This is a genomic window from Streptomyces canus (genome assembly GCF_030815415.1).
Lineage (GTDB): Bacteria > Actinomycetota > Actinomycetes > Streptomycetales > Streptomycetaceae > Streptomyces > Streptomyces canus_F.
Map to the genome: position 1 here is coordinate 8,910,748 of NZ_JAUSWW010000001.1, position 23,615 is coordinate 8,934,362.

A 23,615-nucleotide genomic window follows, 5' to 3' on the forward strand; every position below is an offset into this window, starting at 1 on the left:
GGCCCGCAAGGGCTCATCGTCTATCGTGGCCGGGTGAAGATCGCGCTCATGGACTCCGGAATCGGCCTGCTTCCAGCCGCTGCTGCGGCACGCCGGCTCAGGCCCGACGCGGATCTCGTCCTGTCCTGGGACCCCGACGGGATGCCCTGGGGGCCGCGCACCCCCGAGGACATCACGGAACGGGCGCTGGCCGTCGCCGAGGCCGCCGCGGCGCACCGTCCCGACGTGCTGATCGTCGCCTGCAACACCGCCTCGGTGCACTCGCTGCCCGCGCTGCGGGCCCGTTTCGAGCCGGACCTGCCGATCATCGGCACCGTTCCGGCGATCAAGCCGGCCGCCGCGGGCGGTGGCCCCCTCGCCATCTGGGCGACCCCCGCCACCACCGGCAGCCCCTACCAGCGCGATCTCATCGAGCGGTTCGCCATAGGTGTGGACGTCGCCGAGGTGCCGTGCCCGGGCCTCGCGGACGCCGTGCACCATGCCGACGAGCCGGCCATCGAGGCCGCGATCGCCGCCGCCGCGGCACGCACCCCCGCCGACATCACGACCCTCGTCCTCGGCTGCACCAACTACGAACTGGTCGCCGAGCGCATCCGCGCGGCAGTGCAACAGCCCGGCCGGGCGCCGCTCATTCTGCACGGCACCGCCGGAGCCGTGGTCGCCCAGGCACTGCGCAGGATCGGTGAGCTGCCCGCTCCCGAGGCAGCCGCCGACGGCCGTCTCACCGTGCTGCTCAGCGGACGTGAGGCCGAGCTGCCCGGGACCGCGCTCACCTATGCGGAAGGCCGTTTCCTCTCGGCGGTCAGCCCCGCCCGCTGACCGAGCGTGGCGAACGCGCCCCGTTCAGTCCACCGGCCCACTCACCCTCCGCCACGCGCTACCCGCGCAGCGAAACCTGAGTAACCTCATAAGCATGAGGGACCACCCCCACGGCGTGAACGCGCCGCATCCCGACGTCTGGACCGGACGCGCCACCAACCGGGTCCAGTGGCTGCTGGCGCTCGTCGGCGCCGCGTGCATGGCGCTCGGCATCGAGCTGGCCGTCGACTCGGCGTGGACCTCGGGCATCGCCCCGCTCGCCATGGCGGTCGTCGGATGCATCGCGGCCGGCCTGCTCGTCCTCTTCGGCACCCTGGCGTTCGTGCATGTCGCGCTCAAGGTCGACGAGGAGTCCCTCGAGGTGCGCTGCGGTCACATGGGCCTGCCGCGCCGCCGCATCCTGCTGTCGCACGTGGCGGATGCCGAGGTCGACCATGACGTCACCCCGCGCCACTGGGGTGGCTGGGGCTACCGCTGGCGGCCCGAGAAGGGCACCGCCGTCGTCGTACGCCGTGGCGAGGGCATCGTGCTGAGCCTGTGGGACGGGCACACGTTCACGATCACCGTGGACGACGCCGAGGCCGCCGTGCAGATCATCAGGGACCGGCTGCGTTCGCGATCGCACGGCGGGACGCACTAGGTCACGGAGCCGGTCGGCCGTCCCAGGGGCGGATCTCGTCCGACTCGTGGCGCGCCGACTCGTCGGCCAGCGGGCGGGCCGTGGCCAGCCCCGCCAGGAGGCCGGCGCCCACCGACACCGTCGTGAAGCTGAGGGCGTTGCCGACCGCCGCGATGGCCGCGAGCGCGGTGAGCGCCGCACCCGCGGTGAGCGCGACCGGCGTGGGGCGTGGGGAGCGCCACAGGGTGTAGAGAAGCCAGCAGAAGGCCGCGGCGAGCAGGACCACGCCGATGACTCCCTGTTCGGCGGCCTGCTGGAGCGGCGCCGAGTGCGGTTTGCCGTCCGGCAGCAGCGTCTGGGCCGCCGTCGTGCTGAGCTCACCGAAGCGTCCGGGGCCGACGCCCAGGGCGGGGTCGCGGTACGCCATGTGCAGGGCGTCCTGCCACAGTCCGATGCGATGCCGGGTCAGCTGGCCCTCCAGCGACACGGCGAGTCCCTCCGGTACCGCCCTGCCGGCGACCGCCCAGGCCAGCCCGGTCACCAGGGCCGCCGTCAGGACGAGCCCGGCGAAACCCGCGCCGCGGTGGTCCCGCATACGGCTCGCGGCCAGCGAGCACAGCAGCACCGCGGCACAGGCGACGCATCCGCTCCCCGAACCCAGGACGGCGGCGGTCACCACGATCCCGACGGCCGACGCCCGCAGCACGAGCCGCCAGGCCGGCGCCCGCACAGCCCACGCGGCACAGCACACGGCACCCGTGGACAGGGTCAGCACGGCGGCGGTGGAGCCGGCATGGCCCAGCGGTGCGGCGATCTCGGGCCCGGCGGAGAGATGGGGGGCCGCGGCGGTGAGGCCCACCCCGGCGGCCGCCGCCGCACAGAGCGCCGCGACCTGCAGAATCGCTCCGCAGATCCGTCCCGCCGCATAGCCGGCGGCCACGGCGAGGACGGCGAGCAGCACGCCCTCGGGACGGCCGTCGTGCACGGCCGCCGTGATCAGGGACCAGGTGGCGCAGGCCCCGAGCACCACCACGCCCGTCGCGTCCGAAACGTTTCGTCTGTCGCCGTCCGCTGCCGGACCGGCCGCAGACGTCATCCCCGTGGACCCCACCCGACCCCCCGAACCGGCCGCCCCCGCGACCTGTGCCGGGCCCCGGTCGTACGGCCGCCTGACCGGCGGTACGACAAAGGCTCCGGCACACGGTAACGGCTGATGGACGGTTTGTGGACGAGTTGCGCAGGAAGGATGCGTCAGAAGCGTTCCCCGGAGCCCTGTGCCGCCGTACGGACCGCGCTGTCGGCGCCGAGGTCGACCGCCGTACACTCCGGGAGTGACCGTCACCGCAACATCCGTGGACGAGTCGGACCAGAAGCAGCCGGCCGCGCCCGCCTCGCGCACGGCCCGCCTCGCGCGCTTCGTCCCGGCTCTCGCCGCCGCACTCTCCGGAGTGCTGCTCTACGTCAGCTTCCCGCCGCGCCCTCTGTGGTGGCTCGCCCTCCCGGCGTTCGCCGTCTTCGGCTGGGTACTGCGTGGCCGCAGCTGGAAGGCGGGTCTGGGCCTCGGCTACCTCTTCGGCCTGGGCTTCCTGCTGCCGCTGCTGGTGTGGACCGGCGTGGAGGTCGGGCCCGGCCCGTGGCTGGCGCTCGTGGTGATCGAGGCGGTCTTCGTCGCGCTGGTCGGCGCGGGTGTCGCGACAGTGTCCAAGCTGCCCGGCTCTCCGCTGTGGGCGGCCGCCCTGTGGGTCGCCGGAGAGGCGGCACGCGCGCGTGCGCCGTTCAGCGGCTTCCCCTGGGGCAAGATCGCGTTCGGTCAGGCCGACGGCGCCTTCCTCCCGCTCGCCGCGGTGGGCGGGACCCCGGTGCTCGGCTTCGCGGTCGTCCTGTGCGGCTTCGGGCTGTACGAGGCCGTCCGGCTGGGGGTGGAGAAGCGCCGCTGCCGAGAGGTGCGCCGGTCGGCCGCCGTGGTCGCCCTGCTGAGCGTGGCCGTTCCCGTGCTGGGGGCCGTCGCCGCCCGCCCGCTGGTCAGCGACAAGGCCGAGAACGGCACCGTCACCGTCGCGGCCATCCAGGGCAACGTGCCCCGCGCGGGCCTCGACTTCAACGCCCAGCGACGGGCCGTCCTCGACTACCACGCACGTGAGACCGAGCGGCTGGCCGCCCAGGTCAAGGCCGGCGAGATGCCCAGGCCGGACATCGTGCTGTGGCCCGAGAACTCCTCCGACATCGACCCGTTCGCCAACGAGGACGCGCGCGCCGTCATCGACGCCGCCGCCAAGGCCATCGACGCGCCGATCTCGGTCGGCGGAGTCGTCGAGCGGGACGGCAAGCTCTACAACGAGCAGATCCTGTGGGATCCGGTCAAGGGACCGACCGACACCTACGACAAGCGCCAGATCCAGCCGTTCGGCGAGTACCTCCCGCTGCGCTCGCTCATCGGGGCGATCAACAGCGACTGGACGTCCATGGTCCGCCAGGACTTCAGCCGCGGCACCGAACCGGGCGTGTTCACCATGGCCGGCGCCAAGGTCGGACTCGTCACCTGCTACGAGGCGGCCTTCGACTGGGCCGTGCGCTCCGAGGTCACCGACGGCGCCCAGCTGATCTCCGTGCCGAGCAACAACGCGACCTTCGACCGCAGCGAGATGACCTACCAGCAGCTCGCCATGTCCAGAGTGCGCGCCGTGGAGCACAGCCGGACCGTCACGGTGCCGGTGACCAGCGGCGTCAGCGCGATCATCATGCCGGACGGGAGGATCACCCAGAAGACCGGCATGTTCGTCGCCGACTCCCTCGTCCAGAAGGTGCCGCTGCGTTCCTCCGAGACTCCGGCCACCAAGCTCGGCACCCTGCCGGAGATGCTGCTGGTGCTGGTCGCGGCGGGTGGCCTGGGCTGGGCGATCGGTGCGGGTGTGCGCAACAGGCGGGCGGGATCTGCCGGTTAGGGTCGGCGGCATGGCTACTCCTGACTTCATCCGTGAGATCCGGGCCTTCGCCGGACACCAGCTGTTGTGGCTGCCCGGCGTCAGCGCCGTCGTCTTCGACGACGAGGGGCGGGTCCTGCTGGGCCAGCGCGCGGACAACCACGAGTGGACGGTGATCTCGGGCATCCCCGACCCCGGGGAGCAGCCCGCGGCCGCTGCCGTCCGGGAGGTCCACGAAGAGGCGGGCGTGCACTGCGTCGTCGAGCGGGTCGTCCTCGTCCGGTCGGGGAGCGAGGTCGTCTACCCCAACGGCGACAAGTGCCAGTTCATGGACATCACCTTCCGCTGCCGGGCCGTCGGCGGCGAGGCACGGGTGAACGACGACGAGTCCCTCGCTGTCGGCTGGTTCGAGGTGGACGCGCTGCCCTCGATGGGCGAAGGCCAGCTGTTCCGGATCAAGCAAGCACTGTCCGATGAACCCACATGGTTCGAGCCCATGAGTTCCGAATGAAGTATGGGCGCTGACCACATGGGGTGAGTCAGGGGCGCTGCTTAGGGTCGAGCCATGACCCCGCCCAGCGCCCTCTCGGCCCCCCACGCCTCCTCCCTCGACCTCGGCGGCCGCACCGCCCTCGTCACCGGCGCCGCCGGTGGCATCGGCCGCGCCTGTGCGCTGCGGCTCGCGGCCGCCGGGGCGAAGGTGAGAGCGGTCGACCGGGAGGCACGGGGGCTGGAGGAACTCGCCGACGGGGCCCGGAACCTGGCGGGCGCCATCGAACCGCACGTCCTGGACCTGACCGACCTGGACGCCGCCGAGCTCGCCGCGGCCGGCACCGACGTGCTGGTCAACAACGCCGGGCTGCAGCTGGTGCGCCCCATCGAGGAGTTCCCGCCCGACGTCTTCCACACCGTGCTCACGGTGATGCTGGAGGCGCCGTTCCGGCTCATCCGCGGCGCCCTGCCCCACATGTACGGGCAGGGGTGGGGCCGGATCGTCAACGTGTCCTCGGTCCACGGGCTGCGGGCCTCGGCGTTCAAGTCGGCGTACGTGGCCGCCAAGCACGGCCTGGAGGGGCTCTCCAAGACGGCCGCCCTGGAGGGCGCGCCCCACGGTGTCACCTCGAACTGTGTGAACCCCGCCTATGTGCGCACCCCCCTGGTCGAGAAGCAGCTCGCCGACCAGGCACAGGCGCACGGCATCCCCGAGGAGCGCGTCCTCGCCGAGGTGCTGCTGCAGGACAGCGCGGTCAAGCGGCTCATCGAGCCCGAGGACGTCGCCGAGGCCGTGGCGTATCTGTGCGGCCCGCAGGCGTCCTTCGTGACCGGCACGTCCCTGGTGATGGACGGGGGCTGGACGGCGCACTGAGCCGCGCCCCGGCGGGGTTGTCCACAGGGCTGACGAGGTGACGGTGCGATGAGGAATCCTGTGAGCATGTCCCGCGATCACGTGCAGTCCGCCGAGCGCTCCGCCGGCAGCGCCGAGGCACCGTTCCTCGAGCTGCTGGCCAGGGGCGCGTCCGCCGACGCCTACGAGCAGCCGGTGCTGGTCGCCCGCGCCGAGGGCCGGCCGGCCGAGCGGATCGCCGCACTGGAGCAGGCCAAGCTGGTGGCGCTGCGCGTGCGCTCGGAGCTGGAGGGACGGCGCAGGCGCGAAGCCGAGCTCTCCGCCCTCTTCGAGACCGCGCACGACCTGGCGGGACTGCGCGACCTGGACGCCGTGCTCCAGGCGATCGTGCAGCGCGCCCGCTCCCTGCTCGGCACGGACGTCGCCTATCTCAGCCTGAACGACCCGGCCCGCGGCGACACCTACATGCGCGTGACCGAGGGCTCGGTCGCCGCCCGCTTCCAGCAGCTGCGGCTCGGCATGGGCGAGGGGCTCGGCGGCCTCGTCGCCCAGACGGCCCGGCCCTACGTCACCGACGACTACTTCAAGGACGAGCGCTTCCAGCACACCCGCACCATCGACGGCGGCGTACGGGACGAGGGCCTGGTCGCCATCCTCGGCGTGCCGCTGATGCTGGGCCACCACGTCATCGGGGTGCTGTTCGCCGCCGACCGGCGCGCCCGGGTCTTCGAGCGGGAGCAGATCGCCCTGCTCGGCTCCTTCGCCGCCCTGGCTGCCGCCGCCATCGACACCGCGAACCTGCTCACCGAGACCCGCTCGGCCCTCGCCGGCCTGGAGCGGGCCAACGAGATCATCCGCGACCGCAGCGGCGTCATCGAGCGCGCCTCCGACGTGCACGACCGGCTCGCCGAACTCGTGCTGCGCGGCGGCGGGGTGCACGACGTGGCGGCCGCGGTCGCCGAAGTCCTCGACGGCAAGGTCGAGTTCACCGAGGCCGCCGCCACGCCCGCCGAGGCACTGGAGGCCTCCCGGGCCGAAGGACACGCCGTACGGCACGGCGACGACTGGATCGCGGCCGTCGCCGCCGGCGGCGAACTGCTCGGCGCCCTCGTGCTGCACGGCCACCCCGGACTCGACCCCGTCGACCAGCGCACCCTGGAGCGGGCCGCGATGGTCACCTCGCTGCTGCTGCTCGCCAGACGCTCGGCGGCCGAGGCCGAACAGCGAGTCCGTGGCGAACTCCTGGACGACCTCCTCGACGCCCGCGACCGCGACCCGCGCCTGCTGCGCGAACGTGCCTCCCGGCTGCACGCCGACCTCGACGCCACCCATGTCGTCCTCGCCGCCCGGCTCGACGGCACCGCGGCCGACGCCGAGCAGGAGGCGGACGCCCGCCGACGCCTGTGGTCCGCCGCCTCCCACCTCGCGGCGACCCGGCACGGACTGGCCGCCGCCCGCGACGGCGGCACCGTCCTGCTGCTGCCGCTGAAACCCGGCGACACCGCGACCGCCCTGGCCCGCCGTACCGCAGGCCACCTCGGCACGGCCGTCCACGAGGCCGTCACCGTCGGAGCGTCGGGCCCGGTCGAGGATCTGGCCACCCGCCCGGACAGCGTGGCGGCCGCCTACGAGGAGGGCCGCCGCTGCCTCGACGCCCTGCGGCTCCTGGGCCGTTCCGGCGACGGGGCGGCCGCCGAGGACTTCGGGTTCCTCGGTCTGCTCCTGGCCGGCGACCGGGACATCACGGGCTTCGTCGACCGCACCATCGGCCAGGTCGTCACCTACGACGAACGACGCGGCACCGATCTCCTGCGCACTCTCGACGCGTACTTCGCCTGTGGCATGAGCCCGGCCCGCACCAAGGACGAGCTGCACGTCCATGTGAACACGGTCGCCCAACGTCTGGAGCGCGTCGGCCGCCTCCTCGGCGACGACTGGCAGAGCCCCGCACGCGCCCTGGAGATCCAGCTCGCCCTGCGCCTGCACCGGTTGTCCGCACCGACACAGCACTGAGTGCGCACCGGCACAGCACCGGCCCCCGCACGCGCGAGCGCACGGGGGCCGGTCGGGGGAGATCAGACGGTGTGGGCGTCCGCGGTCGCGGCCTTCACCGGCTCCGTGTCCGCGGGGGCGTCGACGTCGGCGAGGTCCCGGTTGCGGGTCTCCTTGGCCACCCCCACCGCGATGAGGGTCAGGACGGCCGCGGCGATGACGTACAGGGCGATCGGGGTGGAGCTGCCGTAGTCGTCCAGGAGCGCGGTGGCGATCAGCGGCGCGGGCGCTCCGGCGGCGACCGAGGCGAACTGGGCACCGATGGAGGCGCCGGAGTAGCGCATCCGGGTCGCGAACATCTCGGAGAAGAAGGCGGCCTGGGGCGCGTACATCGCCCCGTGCAGCACCAGACCCACGGTGATGGCGAGGATCAGGTTGCCGAAGCTGCCGGTGTCGATGAGGGAGAAGAACGGGAACATCCACAGCCCGATCCCGGCCGCGCCCAGCAGGTACACCGGCCGTCGGCCGATGCGGTCCGACAGGGCGCCCCACATCGGGATCACCGCGAAGTGCACGGCGGAGGCGATCAGTACGGCGTTCAGCGCGGTCTGCTTGGAGACGTCGGCCGCGGTGGTGGCGTAGACGAGGATGAACGCGGTGATCACGTAGTAGCTGATGTTCTCGGCCATGCGCGCGCCCATCGCGATGAGCACATCGCGCCAGTGATGGCGCAGTACGGAGACGATCGGGAGCTTCTCCGCGGCGGTCCCCTGCTCTGCCTTGCGGGCCTCGGCGTGGGCCAGGGCCTGCTTGAAGACCGGCGATTCATCGACAGACAGACGAATCCACAAACCGACCATCACGAGGACGCCGGAGAGCAGGAACGGGATCCGCCAGCCCCAGCTGGTGAAGGCGCTGTCCGAGAGGACGGCGGTGAGCAGGGACAGCACACCGGTGGCCAGCAACTGCCCCGCGGGGGCGCCGGTCTGCGGCCAGGAGGCCCAGAACCCGCGCCGCCGGGCGTCCCCGTGCTCGGACACCAGCAGCACGGCCCCGCCCCACTCGCCGCCGAGCGCGAAGCCCTGGACCAGGCGCAGCACGGTCAGCAGCACGGGTGCCGCCGAGCCGATCGTCGCGTGCGTGGGCAGCAGCCCGATCGCGAAGGTCGCCCCGCCCATCAGCAGCAGGCTCAGCACCAGCAGCTTCTTGCGTCCCAGCCGGTCGCCGTAGTGCCCGAAGACGAGGGCACCGATCGGACGGGCGGCGAATCCGACGGCGTACGTCAGGAACGACAGCAGGGTGCCGACGAGCGGGTCGGAGCCCGGGAAGAACAGCTTGTTGAAGACGAGGGCCGCGGCGGATCCGTAGAGAAAGAAGTCGTACCACTCGATGGTCGTGCCGATGAGGCTGGCGGCGACTATGCGCTTCAGGTTGTTCGGCGACGGTGGAGCGGGTGCTGCGGAGGCCATGTGCGCCACTTCCTCGTGTGCGGTGGGGACGGGTACGTGTCGGAACACCGTAGGAATCCGCACGTCAGGCGCACATGTGGCGGGACAACATACTTCGGGGCCGGAGTGTAAGCGTGACCTCCACGTCCGCCTCGTGGAGTTGGAGACGGTCGGCGACGGCGGCCGCCTCCTGCCGATCGCGCTCCTGTCTGCCCATTGCGGAATGAGGAACGAGGCTCCATCATCAGGAATCCTGTTAATTTAACTTTGTAGCGATGGGTGGATCAGGTCATGCCGATCAGCGCCAGACTCCAGGCCAGAGGGATCCAACTGCTCATGGGCCGCGTGATGGCCCGTGTGCACAAGGACCTGCGCTTCACCGACATCCCGAAGCGCGCCGAGGCCCTCCGGGTGGAGACCGGAGCCGGACCGGTGTCCTGCACCGTCTACCGCCCGCCCGTGGCCACCGAGGCCCCCGCTCCCGTGTACATCAACTTCCACGGCGGCGGATTCGTGGTCGGCCGCCCCGAGCAGGACGACCACATCTGCCGCTACATAGCCGCCAAGGCCGGCTGCGTCGTCATCAATGTCGATTACGCCGTGGCCCCGCAACGGCCGTTCCCTGTGCCCGTCCATCAGGCGTACGACGTCGCCGCCTGGGTCGCCGCGAACGGCGCCGCGGGCGGCTGGGACGGTTCCCGCCTCGCCGTGGGCGGACACAGTGCCGGCGCCAATCTGACCGCCGCGGTCTGCCGCCTGGCCCGGGAGCGCGGGACATTTTCCCCCCGGCTGCAGATCATCGACTCGGCACCACTGGACCAGGTCGCCGACCCGGCCACCAAGCAGTCCCTCATCGCCAAGCCGCTGCTCAGCCCGCAGCTCATGCGCACCTTCACCGCCGCCTATGTCCCGGACGCCGCCGACCGCGCCGATCCGCTCGTCTCGCCCGCACTGGCCGACGACCTCGCCGGGCTCCCTGCCGCGCTGGTCATCACCGCGGAGAACGACCGCCTGCGCGACGAGGGCGACGCCTACGCCAAGGCGCTGGAGGCCGCGGGCGTCGCGGTCACCCACCGGGTCTTCGAGGGCGTCGACCACTACTTCACCCACACCGGCCCGGTCGAGGCGGGAAGGGAAGCCATCGATCTGATGGCCACCGCTCTGCGCACGGCACTCAGCGCCTGACGAAGCCGACCCCTGCGGTGTGTGGGGTCAGCTGATGCAGACCAGCCCGAGCAGGCAGAGCCCCGAGGGCGAGGACGGCGACGAGGAGTCGGAGGCTGGGGGAGTCGCCGACGTGTCCGTGCCCGACGTGCCCGTGGTGTCGGTGTTGTCGGTGGGAGTGGGCGAGGCCGACGTCTGGGGGACCGAGTCCGTGGTGTCGGACACCGTGGAGGCTGCCTGTGACCCGGCGGAGGACACCGCTGTGGTCAGCGAATCCGTGACGCTGTCCTGCTGGACCGCCTCGGTCGTGGGTGTGGCCCGGGGTGTGGTGGCCGTCTGCTCGTGGGGCGCGTTCGCGGTGGACGAACGCTTCGTGGACGAGCTGCCCTTGGACCGGTTCGTATCGGCCGGTGTCGCCGAGGCCGGAACCGGTGCCGTGGCCTGCTCCTCCGCGATGCCCATGGCCTGCCTGTCCGGTGCGGAGGCCGCCTGCGTGCGGTCCGTGGACTGCCGGTTCATAGAGGTGACGGTCAGACCGCCGCCGACCAGGGCGACCGCCGTGGCCACCAGGGCCCTGCGCTGGGTCTTCTTCCAGCGTTCCCGCTGGCGCCGCCGTGCCGCCCGGCCCGTCGGCGCGAGGGGCGGAGCGTCCGGGCTGTCGTACGGGTGCTCCTGCGGTGCCTCGCCGCTCTCCTCGGCACCGGAACCCTGGTCGTGCCACAGGTGGCCCGGGGATTGCCACGGTGCCGCGACCGGGTCGGGGGCCGGTGCGGTCGTTCCGACGGCGAGGGGCGCGATGTCCGGGGCGTAGGCGCCGCACCCGGGGCACACCAGGGCGCCGTTGAGATGCCGACGGCATGTGGAGCAGTAGTCCATCTGCGGTCTTCCTGTGTTCACTTTTTCGCACGGGGGAGCGATTCGCGAGCAAAGGTAGCGACGCTTTCGAAGGGGGTGTGTGCAGCCTGTGTGACATCCCTGCGCAGATGTGCCCGGGGTGTGACCGCATAACGACACATCCGGGTGTCGTTTCCCTTGATTGCGGGGCGTTTGACCTGTTTTCCGAATGAGCCGCTTCAGGCACCCGGCTCGGCGTGCTGTCGGCGCACCATCTCGGAGATCCAGACGGGGGCGAACGGGGAGGTGCAGCCGGGGGAGGTCGGGTAGTCCTTGAGGACCTGTAGGCGCTCGCCGATGGCGATGGCGCGGGTGCGGTGCTCGGGGTGGTCGATGCCGATCTGGGCGAGGCAGTGGTTCATCGCCCATTGCAGGCGGTCCGGGGCGTCCTTCATCTCGGCCTCGATGACGTCGAGCAGGCCCGCGAGATCGAGGCCCTCGGGCTTCTTCGCGACGCGTTCGGTGGTCAGTGCCCAGCCGGCGCTCGCGACAGCGGAGTCCGGATCGGCGAACCAGGCCTGACGCAGCTCTTCGCAGTGCGGGCTCTTCTTCACCACGTAGTTCACGAGCCAGTCGTGCACCTTGGGTGTGCGTGCCGTGCGCAGCATGGTGTCCAGCTCGTCACGCTCGAACGCCTTCGGGCGGCAGATCAGGGTCGCCAGCAGCTTTGCCGCGGTGTCGTCGGTCTCCCAGAGCCGGTGCGCGAGTTCCTGCTGTGTCTTGAGCCGCTTCGCGAGCGCGCGCAGCTTGCCGAGGTTCACCCCGTGATCGTCACCGTGTCTCTCGTTGACCTCGCGTGCCTTCGGGTCCTCGAGCCCGGCCAGCTCGGCCATCACCTCGGCCGCCGTCGTCCCGGTCACCTCGGCCTCCTGTTCCTGGCCGCGTGGGCCTCCCGTCCGTCACGAGCGGGATTCAGCCTACGAGGGAAGCCATCGGTCGGGCGGCGGCGAGATTTCTGTCAGCGGGGAGGCATGCCGCGTACGACGTCGGCGACGCTCGTGGCGGGACGTCCGGTAAGACGGGGAACGGCATCGCTGACGCGGTCGAGCTGACCCGCCGCGATGGCCGTGTACGTGGACACCCAGGCGTCGAGCTCCCACTGCGGGGCACCGTAGGAGGCCCGGGAGGCGTACGCCTCCTCGATCGTCTCGGGGTGGTAGGTGACCCTGCGGCCCTGAACCTCGGACAGCACGGCCGCGGCCTCGGCCAGTGACAGGGACTCCGGTCCGGTCAGGTCGTAGACCGCACCGGTGTGCTCGTCCGGCCGGTTCAGGATCGCGGTGGCCGCGTCGGCGATGTCGTCCTGGGAGACGAACGCGGCCCGCCCGTGCCCGGCCGGGCCGCGGATGACACCGTCCGCACCGGCCAGGTCGGGCACGAAGTCGGCGTAGATGTTGTCGCGCAGGAACGTGTACGCCAGCCCGGTGGCGCGGATGTGCTCCTCGGTGTGGAAGTGGTCGCGGGCGAGGGTGAACATGGCGTCGGGTGCCGCGCCGAAGAAGGAGATGTACACCAGGTGCCGTACGCCGGCCTCGACGGCGGCGTCCACGAAGGTCCGGTGCTGGGCGAGCCGGTCGGCGCTCTCGGAGGCGGACACCATGAGCACCGTCTCCGCGCCGGCCAGACCGCGTACGACGGCCTCGTGGTCGTCGTAGCTCGCGCGGACGGGTGTCGCCCCGGGGAGCCGCGGCGCCCGCTCGGGGCTGCGCACCAGCAGCCGCTGCGGGACGTCCCGCTCGGCCAGGCGGCGGGCAATGCGCCCGCCGAGGCGTCCCGTGGCCCCGGTGACGACCAGTGTCGGCTCGGGCATGGTCCAGATCACTTCCTTACACGGTCGGTGCGGCCGGCGGACCCGCTCCGGTACCGGAGCGGGTCCGCCGACAACCTACTCCCCGGACGGTGCGGTCAACGGCACGCCCAACGCCACCGGGGTGCCGAAATTCGGAGTGCCGTCCGCGTTCCAGGTGAACTTCTGCGCCCGGGTGGTCCGGTTCATGTCGCAGCCGCCGCTCGTGGAGTTGTTGGCGTGGTACACGATCCAGTCCTCGGTGCCGTCGGGTGACTTGAAGAAGCCGTTGTGACCGGGGCCGTACACGCCGTTGGCGTTGGACCGCTGGAAGACCGGGTCGGGGGACTTGGTCCAGGAGGCGGAGTTCAGCGGGTCACCGCCGTTGTAGGTGAGCATGCCCAGCTTGTAGTCGGGTGTGGAGCAGTGACTGGCGGAGTAGACGATGAACGTCTTCCCGTTCCGCTGGAGGACCTCCGCGCCCTCGTTGACGGCGCCGCCCACCGTCTCCCAGCTGTAGGTCGGGGTGGACAGGATTCTGCGGGTGCCGCTCGCGGTCCACGGGTTCGACAGCGGCCGGATGAACATCGGCTGCGAGCCGTTGTAGAAGGTGCCCAGCAGATAGAGCTGTCCGTTGAGTTGAAGGATTCCGGGGTCCAGCTCCCAGGTGTTGTCCTGGGTCGGGTCGAGCAGGTCGGCCTTGAAGCTGTACGGCCCCATCGGGTCGAGGCCGGCGCTCTCCAGGACGTGGATGCGCTGGGTGCCCAGGTCGTACGGCTCGCGTCCGGCCGTGTAGTAGAAGTACCAGCGCTTGCCGCCCGGCCCGTCGAGGAGATGGAACTCCGGCGCCCACATCGTGCCCGCCCCGTTGGGCCGGGTCAGGTTGAAGATCACCTGGTCGGTGGCGGTGGCGAGACCGGCGAGGGTGGGGGCCTTGCGCATGGTGATCGTCGAGTTCCAGGTGGTCGTGGCGAGGTAGTAGTACCCGTCGTAGTACGTCAGCCAGGGGTCGGGTCCGTGCTGGGAGAGCGGGTTGGTGAAGGTGCCGGGGGTCGTGCCGCCGCCGGTGAAGCCGGGCAGCCGCCACACCCTGCCGTTCGCGGTGGAGCACGGCAGCTGCACCAGGTTGGTGTTCGAGGCGGACGATCCGCCGCTCGGGGCGACGCACTTGCCGGAACCGACGGAGACCAGGTTGAACGTCTTGTCGGTACCGGCGACCGTCACCGGGACGAGCCGCCACTGCTGGTTCGAGCCGCTGTGGCAGGGCCACTGGATGATCGCCGCGTTGTCCGCCGTGGACGCGCCGTACACGTCGAGGCACTGACCGGACTGGGTGGTGATCGTGTAGGCGTCGGCCGAACCGGACACAGGGGTGAGACCGAGGCTCTGGTTCGCGGCCGAGTTGCAGGCGAAGGCGCGCAGTTGAGCCCCGGCAGTCGTCGAACTGCCCGGCAGGTCCAGGCAGTTGCCGCCGTTCTGGTTCACCGCCGTCGAGGTGAAGGCGACGGCGGCGGAGGCGGGCGGTGCGACGAGGAAGGCGACCGCCATCGTGAGCGCGGCGAGGAGCGCGGACAGACATCGGGAACGGGTCACGGGCCGTACACCTTTGCTTCGAGGAGGCCGACGGAATCGGTGCCGTTGCTCGTGAGCAGCACCCGTAGTCGCGTGGTGCTCGTGGCGGTGAACGTGACGGTGTTGTACTGGTTCTTGGCCAGCGGGTACGCGCTCGCGCCGGGGACGTCGACGTAGGCGCTGCCGTTCCAGTACTGGAGCTTCCATGCGGACGGCATGTCGATGCCCTGGTCGTCGTCGAAGAAGTAGACGTCGGCCTTGTTGAGGTTCTTCGCGGCCGGCCAGGTCAGCTCGGCCCACTGCTGGCCGGTCTCCGGCCAGGTTCCCCAGCGCGGGTTCACCGTGTCGTTGGAGGACGGCGGGTCGATCCCGTCGTTGACCGCGGTGACGGCCTCCCAGGGGGAGGTGTACGACGCGGTCGCGGTGGCGGATCCAGCCTGGTTCGCCGGTGGTTGGGCCCCGCCGCGGTGGAACACCTTCACCTCGGTGAGGCCCGTCTTGGCGCCGGAGGCGTTGGTGGCCAGGACCCGGACGCGCTGGGCGCTGACCGCGGGGAACGTCACCAGGTTGTAGTTGGCGCGCGGGACGGCCGGACTCCTGGTCTGGCTCGGCACGTTCACCCACGAACTGCCGTCGTAGTACTGGATGGTGTACGCCGACGGCGCCCGGTAGGTCGTGCTCGCCGGGCGGCTGTCCTTGAAGTACAGGCGCACCTCGTTGAGCGTGCGGGCGGTGCCGAAGTTCAGCTCGTACCAGTCCTGGCCGTTGGGCGAGCCGCCGGCGCCCCAGAAGGGCTCGTTGGTGGGGTAGCCGTCGACCGCGCCGGACGCGGTGCTGCCGGACCCGGTGTGGGAGGCGGACACGGTCGCGCCGGAGGCCAGGTTGGTCAGGTCGGCGGTGAGGTCGACGCCTGCCTTGGCGAGCATGTCGACCATTCGGGGGCTGCTCTGCACGACCTGGTGGGGTGCCTTGAGACCGGAGACGGCCGTGTGGTGGGTGACTGTGCCGTTCGTGGTCACGTCGCCCGTGGCCGGATCCCAGGTGAACGGCACCAGGGTGCTCACCGTGGCGGCCCGGCTGCCGTTGACGTAGATCGAGTAGCCCTCCGGGATGCCCGGGTAGCGGACCACGCCGTCGGCCGGGTCGTCCCAGACGATCGACAGATCGGCGCCCCGGTAGCGGAGGTTGTTGACGGTGAAGTGGCTCCACCCGATGTCGATGGGGGAGAGCTCGACCTTGGCGTCGTTGCGGGGCCGCAGCCCGGCGACGTCCTCGATCACGGTCCAGTTGCCGCTGCCGAGGATGTTGTGGTGGATCCAGGAGCGGTAGGTGATCGAGCTGCCGTTCCAGTCCGCCCAGAACTCGTTGGCGTCGGGCCACTGGGTGTTGCCGCCGATGTACTGCGCCCAGGTGTTCCAGTAGAGGAGCTTCTTGTAGTCGGTCGCGTTCATCCAGGAGTTGGGGTAGTTGCGCAGGACCGAGGAGTAGAGCCGGAACTGGACGGTGGAGTTGATGGTGGAGAAGTTGTTGGAGCCCGGGTTCCCGGCGTCGGCCGCGGCCTGCTTGTCGACCTGGTTGGCCGTGTAGAACGGGAAGATCGGGTACTGGGCCGGGTCGTCGTACAGGCGCAACGCCTGCTTGTACGTGGCGGTGTCGGGCACCGCGCCGACCGAGAACGGGTAGTAGTTGTTGATCTCCTTCCAGGGCACCCACTCGTTCGTCGACTTCAACCGGTGCTCGAACAGCTGTCGGTTGGGGTTCCACAGCACATTGACGATCGCGTCCTTGATCTGTGTCGCGAGCGTCCGCATCTCGGTGGCCTTCGCCGTGTTGCCGATCGCCTCGTAGGCCTGGGCGGCGGCGAGTGCGCCGCTGTACTGGTAGGCGGACTCGGCGCGGTCCATGTTTCCGGGCTTCCAGTGGAAGGAGACGGCGTCGGCGTCGTTGCCGGTCAGGGCGCCCCAGTCGTACTCGATCAGCTTGTTGTTGTCGTGGTCGTAGTGGGCGAGCTGTCCCTTGACGTCGCCCTCCGCGTAGTGGGCCAGGCTGGCGGCGATGCCGGGCTGGCCGCCGTGGATCTGGTAGCTCTTCCAGGCCGCCTCGGCGATGTACTGGGTGTAGCTGTTGGACCAGTTCTCCGGGTCGCCCGGGTTGTCGAGGAACCGGCCGCCCTTGGAGGTCTGGCCCACGCTCAGCCAGTCCCCGTACGCGTAGGACGGGTCCCGCAGGTACTTGAGGTCGTCGATGTGCATCGGCTGGGTGAGCGCGATCGCGTTGTTGTAGCCGAGGACGCCCTCGGTGGAGGTCGGGAACTGGAAGGTCTGCCCGGGGATGTTCGCGTCGAGGCTGTTGAAGCGCATCAGCCACCAGCGGTAGTAGATGTTCTTCTTGATCGCCGGTTCGGGCACGTCGATGTAGGGCACGTTCTGCGCCCTGAACCTTCCCCTTGATCGTGGACACCTGGAGACTGGGACGTGAGTTCCAGAGGAAGTAGTGCCAGGTGGGAAGTAAGAGCAACCGCAGCAGGCGGTACACGGAGGAGTTCAAACGGGACGCAGTCGCTCTCGTGCGTTCCTCCGGGAAGACCGTCACCGAGGTGGCCCGGCAGCTCGGGGTCAGCGCCGAGGGCCTGCGGAACTGGGTCAAGCAGGATGAGATCGACCGCGGGCAGGGGGCGCCGGGAGAGCTGACGACGGCCGAGCGTGAAGAGCTGCGCCGGTTGCGGAGGCTGGCCGCCGAGCAGGCGGAGACGATTGAGGTGCTGCGAAAAGCGGCGGTCTTCTTCGCGAAGGAGAGCGATCGATGAGCCAGGTGTACGCGTTCATCGAGGCGGAGAAGACCACCCACCATGTTGCTCTGCTGTGCCGGCTGCTGAAGGTGGCCCGCTCCTCCTTCTACGCATGGCTGGCCGGTGAGAAGACCAGGCGGGCGAAGCAGGCCGCGGACGATGTCCTGGCGCACGAGATCACCGTGCTGCACCTCGCCTCCCGCGGCGCCTACGGAGTGCCGCGCATCCACGCCGGACTGCGCCGGCTCGGACACCGCGTGAACCGCAAACGGATCGAGCGCGTCATGCGTGAACGCGGCATCAGCGGCGTCACACGGCGCAGGCGAAAGGGTCTGACCCGCCCGGCCAAAAGGGCGGTGCCCGCCCCGGATCTGATCGCCCGCGACTTCACCGCACCGGCGCCCGGGGTGAAGCTCGTCGGCGACATCACCTACATCCCCACCGACGAGGGCTGGCTGTATCTGGCGACCTGGCTGGACCTCGCAACCCGCGAGATCGTCGGCTACTCGATGGCCGACCACCACCGCGCATCCTTGGTCGTGGACGCACTGGGCATGGCTGCCGGACGTGGCCGGCTCCAGCCCGGCTGCATCGTGCATTCGGACCGCGGCAGTGAATACACCTCGGACGAACTACGGTGTGAAATACGCCAGTTGGGACTACGGCAGAGCATGGGCCGCACCGGCTCATGCTTCGACAACGCCGCCGCCGAGTCGTTCTTCGCTCTACTGAAGGCGGAGCTCGGAACCCGCCGCTGGCCCGACCGTGCCAGCGCCCGCGCGGACATCTTCGCTTTCGTCGAGACCTTCTACAACCGGCAGCGCCTGCGCCGCCATCCGCTCTGGGGCTACCTCACTCCGCTGGAGACCCGGCAGCGTCTGGAACAACAACACGCCCTCGTGGCGTAAGCATCGAGTGTCCAAGATCACGGGGAAGCTTCACCCACCACTGGTTGTAGGCCCGGACATGGGTCGCGAAGGCGGTGGCGTTGGAGTAGCCGGCGTAGGCGGTGTACTCCGTGAGCGAGGCCGGGATCTCGTCGGTGACGAAGCCCATCACGACCTTCGCGGTCGCCGTGGCTCCGGCCGCGATGGTCACCGAGCGGTTGAGGCCGCCGCCGGAGACGCTGAAGCCGTCGCCGGTGAGCCGGGGGCGCAGCGTGGTCAGGTTGTTGTACGCGTTGACCTGGCCGGTCAGTTCGCTGCCGCTGCCCGTGGTGGCGTACGGCGAAGTCGCCCGCAGCTGGAGGGTGGTGGAGCCGCTGCCGTTGTTCTTGATCGACAGGTTCGTCACGGCGACGTTGTTGTCGGTGATGAACTTGGTCTGGGTGACCGCGATCGACCCGCTGGAGTGCACGCTCCTCCAGTGGCTCGGCGCCTGCCACCGCTGGGAGACCTGTTCGGTGAAGGTGCCCGGGCTGATCGTGACGCTGTAGGCGTTCTGGTCGTCGACGCTCTCCCAGTAGGCCACGTTGCCGCCGAAGCCGAGGATCGCGGGGTTGTGGGTCTTCATGAACAGGGCACGCCCCCGGCTCATCAGCCAGGGGCCGGCCGGGTCGTCGCCGGAGCGGGCCAGCAGCCGGTCCATCCAGAAGTCGGTGCCCGAACTCTCGGCGTCGTAGATCGCCTTCATCATGTCGCCGGGCGTGTGGGCGACGGGCGGGGCCGGGATCGCGGGGCCGCTGAAGGTGGGGAAACCGATGGTCTGGGCGGCACGAGCGGGGGTGGCGGTGAGGACGGAACAGACGAGGAGCGCCAGGACGATCAGGAGGCGCTGTAAGACGGGCTCGGTTCGTCTTCGCATCGGATGCTCCCCTTGGCGGAAAAGACCTAAAAGGTTTTCGCAACGTAGGAGCGAGCTGATGGAGTGTCAAGGGAGCTCGGAGAGGCTGGAGTTGGCGGACCGTGCGGTTCAGGACAGTGGGGCTGTGGAGCCTCGGATCACCACCCGGCAGGGGAGCGCCTCGACGCCGGAGTCCTTCGCACCGCCGATCGCGCCGAACAGCGCCTGCGCCGCCGCCCGGCCGACCTGCTCCAGGTTCATGTCGACGCTGGTGAGCAGCGGGCGCGAACCGGACGTCAGGACCTGCCAGTTGTCGAAGCCCATGACCGCCACGTCGTCCGGCACCCGGTGGCCGCGCTCGCGCAGCACGTCCATGACGCCCCGCGCGATCTGATCGCTGCCGCACAGCACCGCGTCCACATCCGGATGCCGGTCCAGCAACAGCGCCGTGGCCGCCCGCCCCCACCCCTCCGACCAGGCACCGAACCGCGGCTCGCCGACCGGGACGACCCCTGCGTCGGCGAGCGCGGCCCGCGCGCCCGCGGCCCGGTCGTGCGCGGCGGCGTAGCCGGGATCCCCGGTGATGTGGGCGATCCTGGTGCGGCCGCAGGCCAGCAGGTGCTGCACCGCGATCCGGCCCGCGTCGACGTTGTCCGGGACGATGGACAGGTCCGCCGGGTCGTCCGACGGCGCATACGCGTAGACCACGGGAACGGCCAGGTCGCGGCCGAGTGACGGCCGGGGATCGGTCCGGCTGCCCACCACGATGAGGCCGTCCACCCGACGCCCGAGCAGCGCGCGGACATGGTGCCGCTCACGGATCGCGTCCCCCCGGGCGTCGCACAGGAACACCGCCACCTCGCCCGCCCCGAAGGCGTCCTCGGCGCCCATCAGTATCGGGATGCTGAACCGGCCCTCCAGATCACTGGTCAGCAGACCCACCGTCCCCGTCCGCCCGGCGAGCAGACCGCGGGCCAGCTGGTTGGGGCGGAACGACAGGCGCTCGGCGGCCTCGATCACCCGCTGCCGGGTCTCGGCGCGCACCTGGCTGCGTCCGTTGAGGGCCTTCGAGGCGGTGGCGACCGACACCCCCGCCAGCCGGGCGACGTCGCTGAGGGTGGCGGTGTGCGAACGAGCGGGGCCGGGGGCTGGTGTCATGCGTGTCTCCTGTCTCGCATCACGTCCGTAAACCGTACGCGAGAACTTTCGGCATGCACCTGAAAGTACGTTCGTACGCGAGGGATTGACGGGTCATCAGCTCGGCTCTAGCTTGACGAAAGCCTTTTCGGCCCGTTTCTTCCCGGTGTTCGTCACGGAGGGAGATCGTCATGGGGAGCCCCACCGGATCGCACGGACGTGTCCGCCGCCTCGTCACGGCCGCGGTCCTTCTCACCAGCCTGGGACTGGCCACGGCCTGCGGGTCGGGCGACGGCGATCCGGACGACGGAGGCGGCGGGGGAGGGGGCGCGGCGAACGCCACCGGCCTCGACGACGGCGCCGAGCTGACGATGTGGACACGTGCGGCGACCCGGCCGCAGAGCGAGGCCCTCGTCAAGGCGTACAACGCGAGCCACAAGAACCAGATCAAACTCACCGTCATCCCCACCGACGACTACCAGGCCAAGGTCGGTGCCGCCGCGGGCTCCCGCGACCTGCCGGACCTGTTCGCCTCGGACGTCGTGTTCGTGCCCAACTACACCAGCAGCCGGCTCTTCGCCGACATCACCGACCGCATCGACGCCCTGCCCTTCGCCGACGACCTGGCCCAGTCGCACATCAAGGCTGGGACGTACGAGGACAAGAAGTACGTCGTACCGCACACCCTCGACCTGTCGGTGCTCTTCTACAACAAGGACCTCTACCGCAAGGCGAAGCTCGACCCCGACAAGCCGCCCACCACTCTGGCGGAGTGGGACGAGCAGGCCCGCGCCGTCGACAAGCTCGGCGGTGGCGTCAACGGCACGTTCTTCGGCGGCAATTGCGGCGGCTGCGGGGTCTTCACCTGGTGGCCGTCCATCTGGGCCGCCGGGGACGAGGTGATGAACGCGGACGGCACCGCGGCGACGCTCGACTCCACCACCGCGAAGAAGGTCTACGACACCTACCGCGGCTGGGCCGACGACGACATCGTGGCCCCCGGCGCCCGCGACGAGACGGGCGCCACCTGGACCGGGCTGTTCCCGAAGGGACAGATCGGCGTGATGCCGATGCCGTCGACCACCCTCGGTCTGATGCCGAAGAACCTCGACCTCGGGGTCGCGCCCATCCCCGGTCCCGACGGCGGCAAGGCCACCTTCGTCGGCGGTGACGCCATCGGCATCTCCGCCACCAGCAAGTCGGCCGACCAGGCCTGGAACTTCCTCGCCTGGTCCGTGGGCGACAAGGCACAGGTCGACGTGGTCGCCGCGCACAAGGACGTGGTGGCGCGCACCGACCTCGCGTCCAACAAGTACTCGAACGCGGACCCGCGCCTGGTCACCATCAACGAGCTCGTGGCGGACGGCCACACCCCGTACGCGCTGAAGTTCGGCCAGACCTTCAACGACCCCAACGGGCCCTGGCTGACCATGATGCGCAACGCCGTCTTCGGCGACGGGGACTCCCTCGACAAGGACAACGACGAGGTGAGCGCCTCGCTGGCGGACTGAGCCCACCGAGCCGACCGACAGGAGAGCCATGCAGGTCAAGGCGCCCGACCGAGCGCCGGTCGATCACTGGGTGCGGCCACCACGTCCGGCACGCCGACCCCGTACAGCCAAGTCCCTGTGGCGCTCCCGCACCGTCCAGGGACTCGGATACGCGGCACCCACAGCCGTGTTCGTCGCCGTCTTCTTCGTGTGGCCCCTGCTCCTGGTCGGCCGGATGTCCCTGAACGACTGGCCGCTCCTCGCGGGCGACCAGGGCGGCAACGCCCCCGAGAACTACACCGACATCACCGACAGCCCCCTGTTCTGGCCCGCCGTCCGCTTCACCCTCCTCTACACCGTGATCGTCACGGTCGTCCTCCTCGGACTCGCGCTCCTGCTGGCCCTGCTGGTCCAGGGGTCCCGCCCCGGCGCCGGCTTCTTCCGCACCGTCTACTTCCTGCCCGGTGCCCTCGGACTGGCCTCCGCCTCCCTGCTGTTCTGGGGTCTGTACAGCCCGACCACCGGACCGATCAGCAGCACCCTCGAACACCTGGGCCTGGTCGACGAACCGGTGTCCTTCCTCGGCACCTCGACCAACGCCCTGCTGTCGACGGTGTTCCTGGTGGTCTGGAAGTTCGCCGGGTTCTACATGCTGATCCTGCTCGTGGGGCTGCAACGCATCCCCCACGAGCTGTACGAGGCGGCCCGCATGGACGGCGCGAGCCGGGGCCAGATCTTCCGCCGTATCACCCTGCCGCTGCTGCGCCCGTCGCTCGCCCTGTCCCTCCTCCTCTGCGTCACCGGATCGCTGCTCGCCTTCGACCAGTTCTTCGTCCTCACCAAGGGCGGCCCGGACAACAGCACCGTCACCATCGTGCAGTTGATCTACCGCGAGGCGTTCCAGCGGCTCGACCTCGGCACCGCGGCGGCCCTGTCGATCATCGTGCTGGGAGCACTGGTGCTCCTCAACGTCCTGCAGTTCCGCGGCCTGCACCGCGCCGACGAGTCGTAGAAAGGGGGCACCCGCCATGCTCGACCGATCCCAAGTCCTCGGCAGGACGCCGTACTACGTCGTCGCCGGAGGGCTGGCCGTCATCTTCCTGTTCCCCCTGGTGTGGAACGGCTGGGCCTCGGTCAGTGAACAGCCGGGCACCGCACAGGACTCCGGCTACGGCCTCGGCAACTACCGCACCCTGCTCGACTACGACGCCGGTCTGTGGCAGTACCTCCTCAACAGCACCCTCGTCTCGGCGCTCACCGTGACCCTGACCCTCGGGGTGTCCCTGCTCGGCGGCTACGCCTTCGCCCGCTTCCGGTTCCCGGGCAAGAACCTGCTGTTCCTGCTGACCCTGGCCATCCTCATGGTCCCGTACGCCACCCTCCTCATCCCGCTCTACGTGCTGCTCGGCAGGCTCCATCTGCAGAACTCGCTGATCGGGCTGAGCCTGGTACTGGCCATGTTCCAGCTGCCGTTCGCCACCTTCATGATGCGGATCTCCTTCGAGGCGGTCCCGCGCGAACTGGAGGAGTCGGCCCTCGTCGACGGCTGCGGCACGGCGGGCGCACTGCGCCGGGTCCTGCTCCCTGCGGTGCGGCCGGGGCTGATCACCGTGGGGCTGTTCGCCTTCCTCGCCGCCTGGAACGACTTCATCGCACCCCTGATCCTCATCTCCGACAGCGAGAAGGCGCCCCTGCCGCTGGCCGTGGCCAATCTGCGGCAGCAGAGCATGGGCGCGGTCGACTACGGCGCCACCGAGGCGGGGGTCGTGGTCCTCGCCGTGCCGTGTCTCCTCGTGTTCCTGCTGCTGCAACGCCATTACGTGCGGGGCTTCATGTCGGGCGCCCTCAAGGGCTGAGT

At 70.4% G+C, this 23,615-nt stretch carries 21 protein-coding genes; 12 read left to right on the top strand and 9 right to left on the bottom strand.

Going from position 1 to position 23,615, the window contains the following annotated elements; genetic code table 11:
• Positions 1–33 precede the first annotated feature (33 nt).
• Positions 34–819 (top strand): glutamate racemase, encoded by a 786-nt coding sequence (locus QF037_RS41230; protein ID WP_307034326.1) that lies wholly within the window; start codon positions 34–36, stop codon positions 817–819.
• A gap of 94 nt (positions 820–913) precedes the next feature.
• Complete coding sequence (locus tag QF037_RS41235) at positions 914–1,459, top strand: hypothetical protein (RefSeq protein WP_307034329.1); 546 nt, start codon at positions 914–916, stop codon at positions 1,457–1,459.
• 1 nt (position 1,460) lies between these two features.
• Here the strand turns inward: QF037_RS41235 and QF037_RS41240 are convergent, their stop codons facing one another.
• Positions 1,461–2,534: an O-antigen ligase family protein gene (locus tag QF037_RS41240; protein ID WP_307034330.1), complete on the bottom strand. Its 1,074-nt coding sequence runs from the start codon at positions 2,532–2,534 to the stop codon at positions 1,461–1,463.
• Positions 2,535–2,769: 235 nt separating this feature from the next.
• Here QF037_RS41240 and lnt point away from each other — a divergent pair, with 235 nt between their 5' ends.
• The 4 genes from lnt (at position 2,770) to QF037_RS41260 (ending at position 7,717) form a co-directional block, all read left to right on the top strand.
• Positions 2,770–4,380: an apolipoprotein N-acyltransferase gene (lnt, locus tag QF037_RS41245; RefSeq protein WP_307034332.1), complete on the top strand. Its 1,611-nt coding sequence runs from the start codon at positions 2,770–2,772 to the stop codon at positions 4,378–4,380.
• Between the two features lie 10 nt (positions 4,381–4,390).
• Positions 4,391–4,870 (top strand): NUDIX hydrolase, encoded by a 480-nt coding sequence (locus QF037_RS41250; RefSeq protein ID WP_307034334.1) that lies wholly within the window; start codon positions 4,391–4,393, stop codon positions 4,868–4,870.
• A gap of 54 nt (positions 4,871–4,924) precedes the next feature.
• Positions 4,925–5,725 carry a 3-hydroxybutyrate dehydrogenase gene (locus QF037_RS41255; RefSeq protein ID WP_307034336.1) on the top strand — a complete coding sequence of 267 codons (801 nt, stop codon included), beginning with the start codon at positions 4,925–4,927 and terminating at the stop codon, positions 5,723–5,725.
• Positions 5,726–5,791: 66 nt separating this feature from the next.
• Entirely contained in the window at positions 5,792–7,717 is a 1,926-nt protein-coding gene (locus QF037_RS41260; RefSeq protein ID WP_307034338.1) for a helix-turn-helix domain-containing protein, read from the top strand.
• A gap of 62 nt (positions 7,718–7,779) precedes the next feature.
• Here the strand turns inward: QF037_RS41260 and QF037_RS41265 are convergent, their stop codons facing one another.
• Positions 7,780–9,165, bottom strand: coding sequence for an MFS transporter (locus QF037_RS41265; RefSeq protein WP_307034340.1), 1,386 nt, complete (start codon positions 9,163–9,165; stop codon positions 7,780–7,782).
• Positions 9,166–9,435: 270 nt separating this feature from the next.
• On the opposite strand from QF037_RS41265, the gene QF037_RS41270 reads away from it, so the two are divergent.
• Positions 9,436–10,329: an alpha/beta hydrolase gene (locus QF037_RS41270; protein WP_307034342.1), complete on the top strand. Its 894-nt coding sequence runs from the start codon at positions 9,436–9,438 to the stop codon at positions 10,327–10,329.
• A 27-nt stretch (positions 10,330–10,356) separates the two neighbouring features.
• Here QF037_RS41270 and QF037_RS41275 read toward each other — a convergent pair whose 3' ends face one another.
• From QF037_RS41275 to QF037_RS41295, 5 genes are all read right to left on the bottom strand, one after another.
• Positions 10,357–11,184 carry an SCO2400 family protein gene (locus tag QF037_RS41275; protein WP_307034343.1) on the bottom strand — a complete coding sequence of 276 codons (828 nt, stop codon included), beginning with the start codon at positions 11,182–11,184 and terminating at the stop codon, positions 10,357–10,359.
• Positions 11,185–11,381: 197 nt separating this feature from the next.
• Positions 11,382–12,035 (bottom strand): DNA alkylation repair protein, encoded by a 654-nt coding sequence (locus QF037_RS41280; protein ID WP_307037624.1) that lies wholly within the window; start codon positions 12,033–12,035, stop codon positions 11,382–11,384.
• 125 nt (positions 12,036–12,160) lie between these two features.
• Positions 12,161–13,012 (bottom strand): SDR family oxidoreductase, encoded by an 852-nt coding sequence (locus tag QF037_RS41285; protein ID WP_307034345.1) that lies wholly within the window; start codon positions 13,010–13,012, stop codon positions 12,161–12,163.
• Positions 13,013–13,087: 75 nt separating this feature from the next.
• A complete protein-coding gene (locus tag QF037_RS41290) occupies positions 13,088–14,581 on the bottom strand; it encodes a family 43 glycosylhydrolase (protein WP_307034347.1) in 1,494 nt (497 codons plus the stop codon).
• A complete protein-coding gene (locus QF037_RS41295) occupies positions 14,578–16,983 on the bottom strand; it encodes a discoidin domain-containing protein (protein ID WP_373463878.1) in 2,406 nt (801 codons plus the stop codon). The genes QF037_RS41290 and QF037_RS41295 overlap by 4 nt, the downstream gene beginning before the upstream one ends.
• Before the next feature lie 77 nt (positions 16,984–17,060).
• Here QF037_RS41295 and QF037_RS41300 point away from each other — a divergent pair, with 77 nt between their 5' ends.
• Together QF037_RS41300 and QF037_RS41305 are read left to right on the top strand one after the other, a co-directional pair.
• On the top strand, positions 17,061–17,366 hold the full coding sequence (locus QF037_RS41300; protein ID WP_075033595.1) for a transposase: 306 nt from the start codon (positions 17,061–17,063) through the stop codon (positions 17,364–17,366).
• On the top strand, positions 17,363–18,256 hold the full coding sequence (locus QF037_RS41305) for an IS3 family transposase (protein WP_307027911.1): 894 nt from the start codon (positions 17,363–17,365) through the stop codon (positions 18,254–18,256). The genes QF037_RS41300 and QF037_RS41305 overlap by 4 nt, the downstream gene beginning before the upstream one ends.
• Here the strand turns inward: QF037_RS41305 and QF037_RS41310 are convergent.
• Together QF037_RS41310 and QF037_RS41315 are read right to left on the bottom strand one after the other, a co-directional pair.
• The gene (locus QF037_RS41310) at positions 18,201–19,151 is read right to left on the bottom strand and encodes a hypothetical protein (RefSeq protein ID WP_307034349.1); all 951 of its coding nucleotides are present in this window, start codon (positions 19,149–19,151) and stop codon (positions 18,201–18,203) included. The two genes, QF037_RS41305 and QF037_RS41310, sit on opposite strands and share 56 nt — an antisense overlap.
• Positions 19,152–19,259: 108 nt before the next feature.
• Positions 19,260–20,288, bottom strand: coding sequence for a LacI family DNA-binding transcriptional regulator (locus QF037_RS41315; protein ID WP_307034351.1), 1,029 nt, complete (start codon positions 20,286–20,288; stop codon positions 19,260–19,262).
• A gap of 170 nt (positions 20,289–20,458) precedes the next feature.
• Between QF037_RS41315 and QF037_RS41320 the strand changes: the two genes are divergently transcribed.
• From QF037_RS41320 to QF037_RS41330, 3 genes are read left to right on the top strand one after another with little or no spacing between them, the layout of a single operon-like run.
• Positions 20,459–21,778 (top strand): ABC transporter substrate-binding protein, encoded by a 1,320-nt coding sequence (locus QF037_RS41320; RefSeq protein ID WP_307034353.1) that lies wholly within the window; start codon positions 20,459–20,461, stop codon positions 21,776–21,778.
• 28 nt (positions 21,779–21,806) lie between these two features.
• A complete protein-coding gene (locus QF037_RS41325; RefSeq protein WP_307034356.1) occupies positions 21,807–22,769 on the top strand; it encodes a carbohydrate ABC transporter permease in 963 nt (320 codons plus the stop codon).
• A 16-nt stretch (positions 22,770–22,785) separates the two neighbouring features.
• A complete protein-coding gene (locus QF037_RS41330; RefSeq protein WP_307034358.1) occupies positions 22,786–23,613 on the top strand; it encodes a carbohydrate ABC transporter permease in 828 nt (275 codons plus the stop codon).
• Positions 23,614–23,615: the final 2 nt, after the last annotated feature.

Coding starts and splice junctions, on each gene's coding strand:
- QF037_RS41235 (WP_307034329.1), top strand. CDS start 914: ATGAGGGACCACCCCCACGGCGTGAACGCGCCGCATCCCGACGTCTGG.
- QF037_RS41240 (WP_307034330.1), bottom strand. CDS start 2,534: ATGACGTCTGCGGCCGGTCCGGCAGCGGACGGCGACAGACGAAACGTT.
- QF037_RS41250 (WP_307034334.1), top strand. CDS start 4,391: ATGGCTACTCCTGACTTCATCCGTGAGATCCGGGCCTTCGCCGGACAC.
- QF037_RS41255 (WP_307034336.1), top strand. CDS start 4,925: ATGACCCCGCCCAGCGCCCTCTCGGCCCCCCACGCCTCCTCCCTCGAC.
- QF037_RS41260 (WP_307034338.1), top strand. CDS start 5,792: ATGTCCCGCGATCACGTGCAGTCCGCCGAGCGCTCCGCCGGCAGCGCC.
- QF037_RS41265 (WP_307034340.1), bottom strand. CDS start 9,165: ATGGCCTCCGCAGCACCCGCTCCACCGTCGCCGAACAACCTGAAGCGC.
- QF037_RS41270 (WP_307034342.1), top strand. CDS start 9,436: ATGCCGATCAGCGCCAGACTCCAGGCCAGAGGGATCCAACTGCTCATG.
- QF037_RS41275 (WP_307034343.1), bottom strand. CDS start 11,184: ATGGACTACTGCTCCACATGCCGTCGGCATCTCAACGGCGCCCTGGTG.
- QF037_RS41280 (WP_307037624.1), bottom strand. CDS start 12,035: ATGGCCGAGCTGGCCGGGCTCGAGGACCCGAAGGCACGCGAGGTCAAC.
- QF037_RS41285 (WP_307034345.1), bottom strand. CDS start 13,012: ATGCCCGAGCCGACACTGGTCGTCACCGGGGCCACGGGACGCCTCGGC.
- QF037_RS41305 (WP_307027911.1), top strand. CDS start 17,363: ATGAGCCAGGTGTACGCGTTCATCGAGGCGGAGAAGACCACCCACCAT.
- QF037_RS41310 (WP_307034349.1), bottom strand. CDS start 19,151: ATGCGAAGACGAACCGAGCCCGTCTTACAGCGCCTCCTGATCGTCCTG.
- QF037_RS41315 (WP_307034351.1), bottom strand. CDS start 20,288: ATGACACCAGCCCCCGGCCCCGCTCGTTCGCACACCGCCACCCTCAGC.
- QF037_RS41320 (WP_307034353.1), top strand. CDS start 20,459: ATGGGGAGCCCCACCGGATCGCACGGACGTGTCCGCCGCCTCGTCACG.
- QF037_RS41325 (WP_307034356.1), top strand. CDS start 21,807: ATGCAGGTCAAGGCGCCCGACCGAGCGCCGGTCGATCACTGGGTGCGG.
- QF037_RS41330 (WP_307034358.1), top strand. CDS start 22,786: ATGCTCGACCGATCCCAAGTCCTCGGCAGGACGCCGTACTACGTCGTC.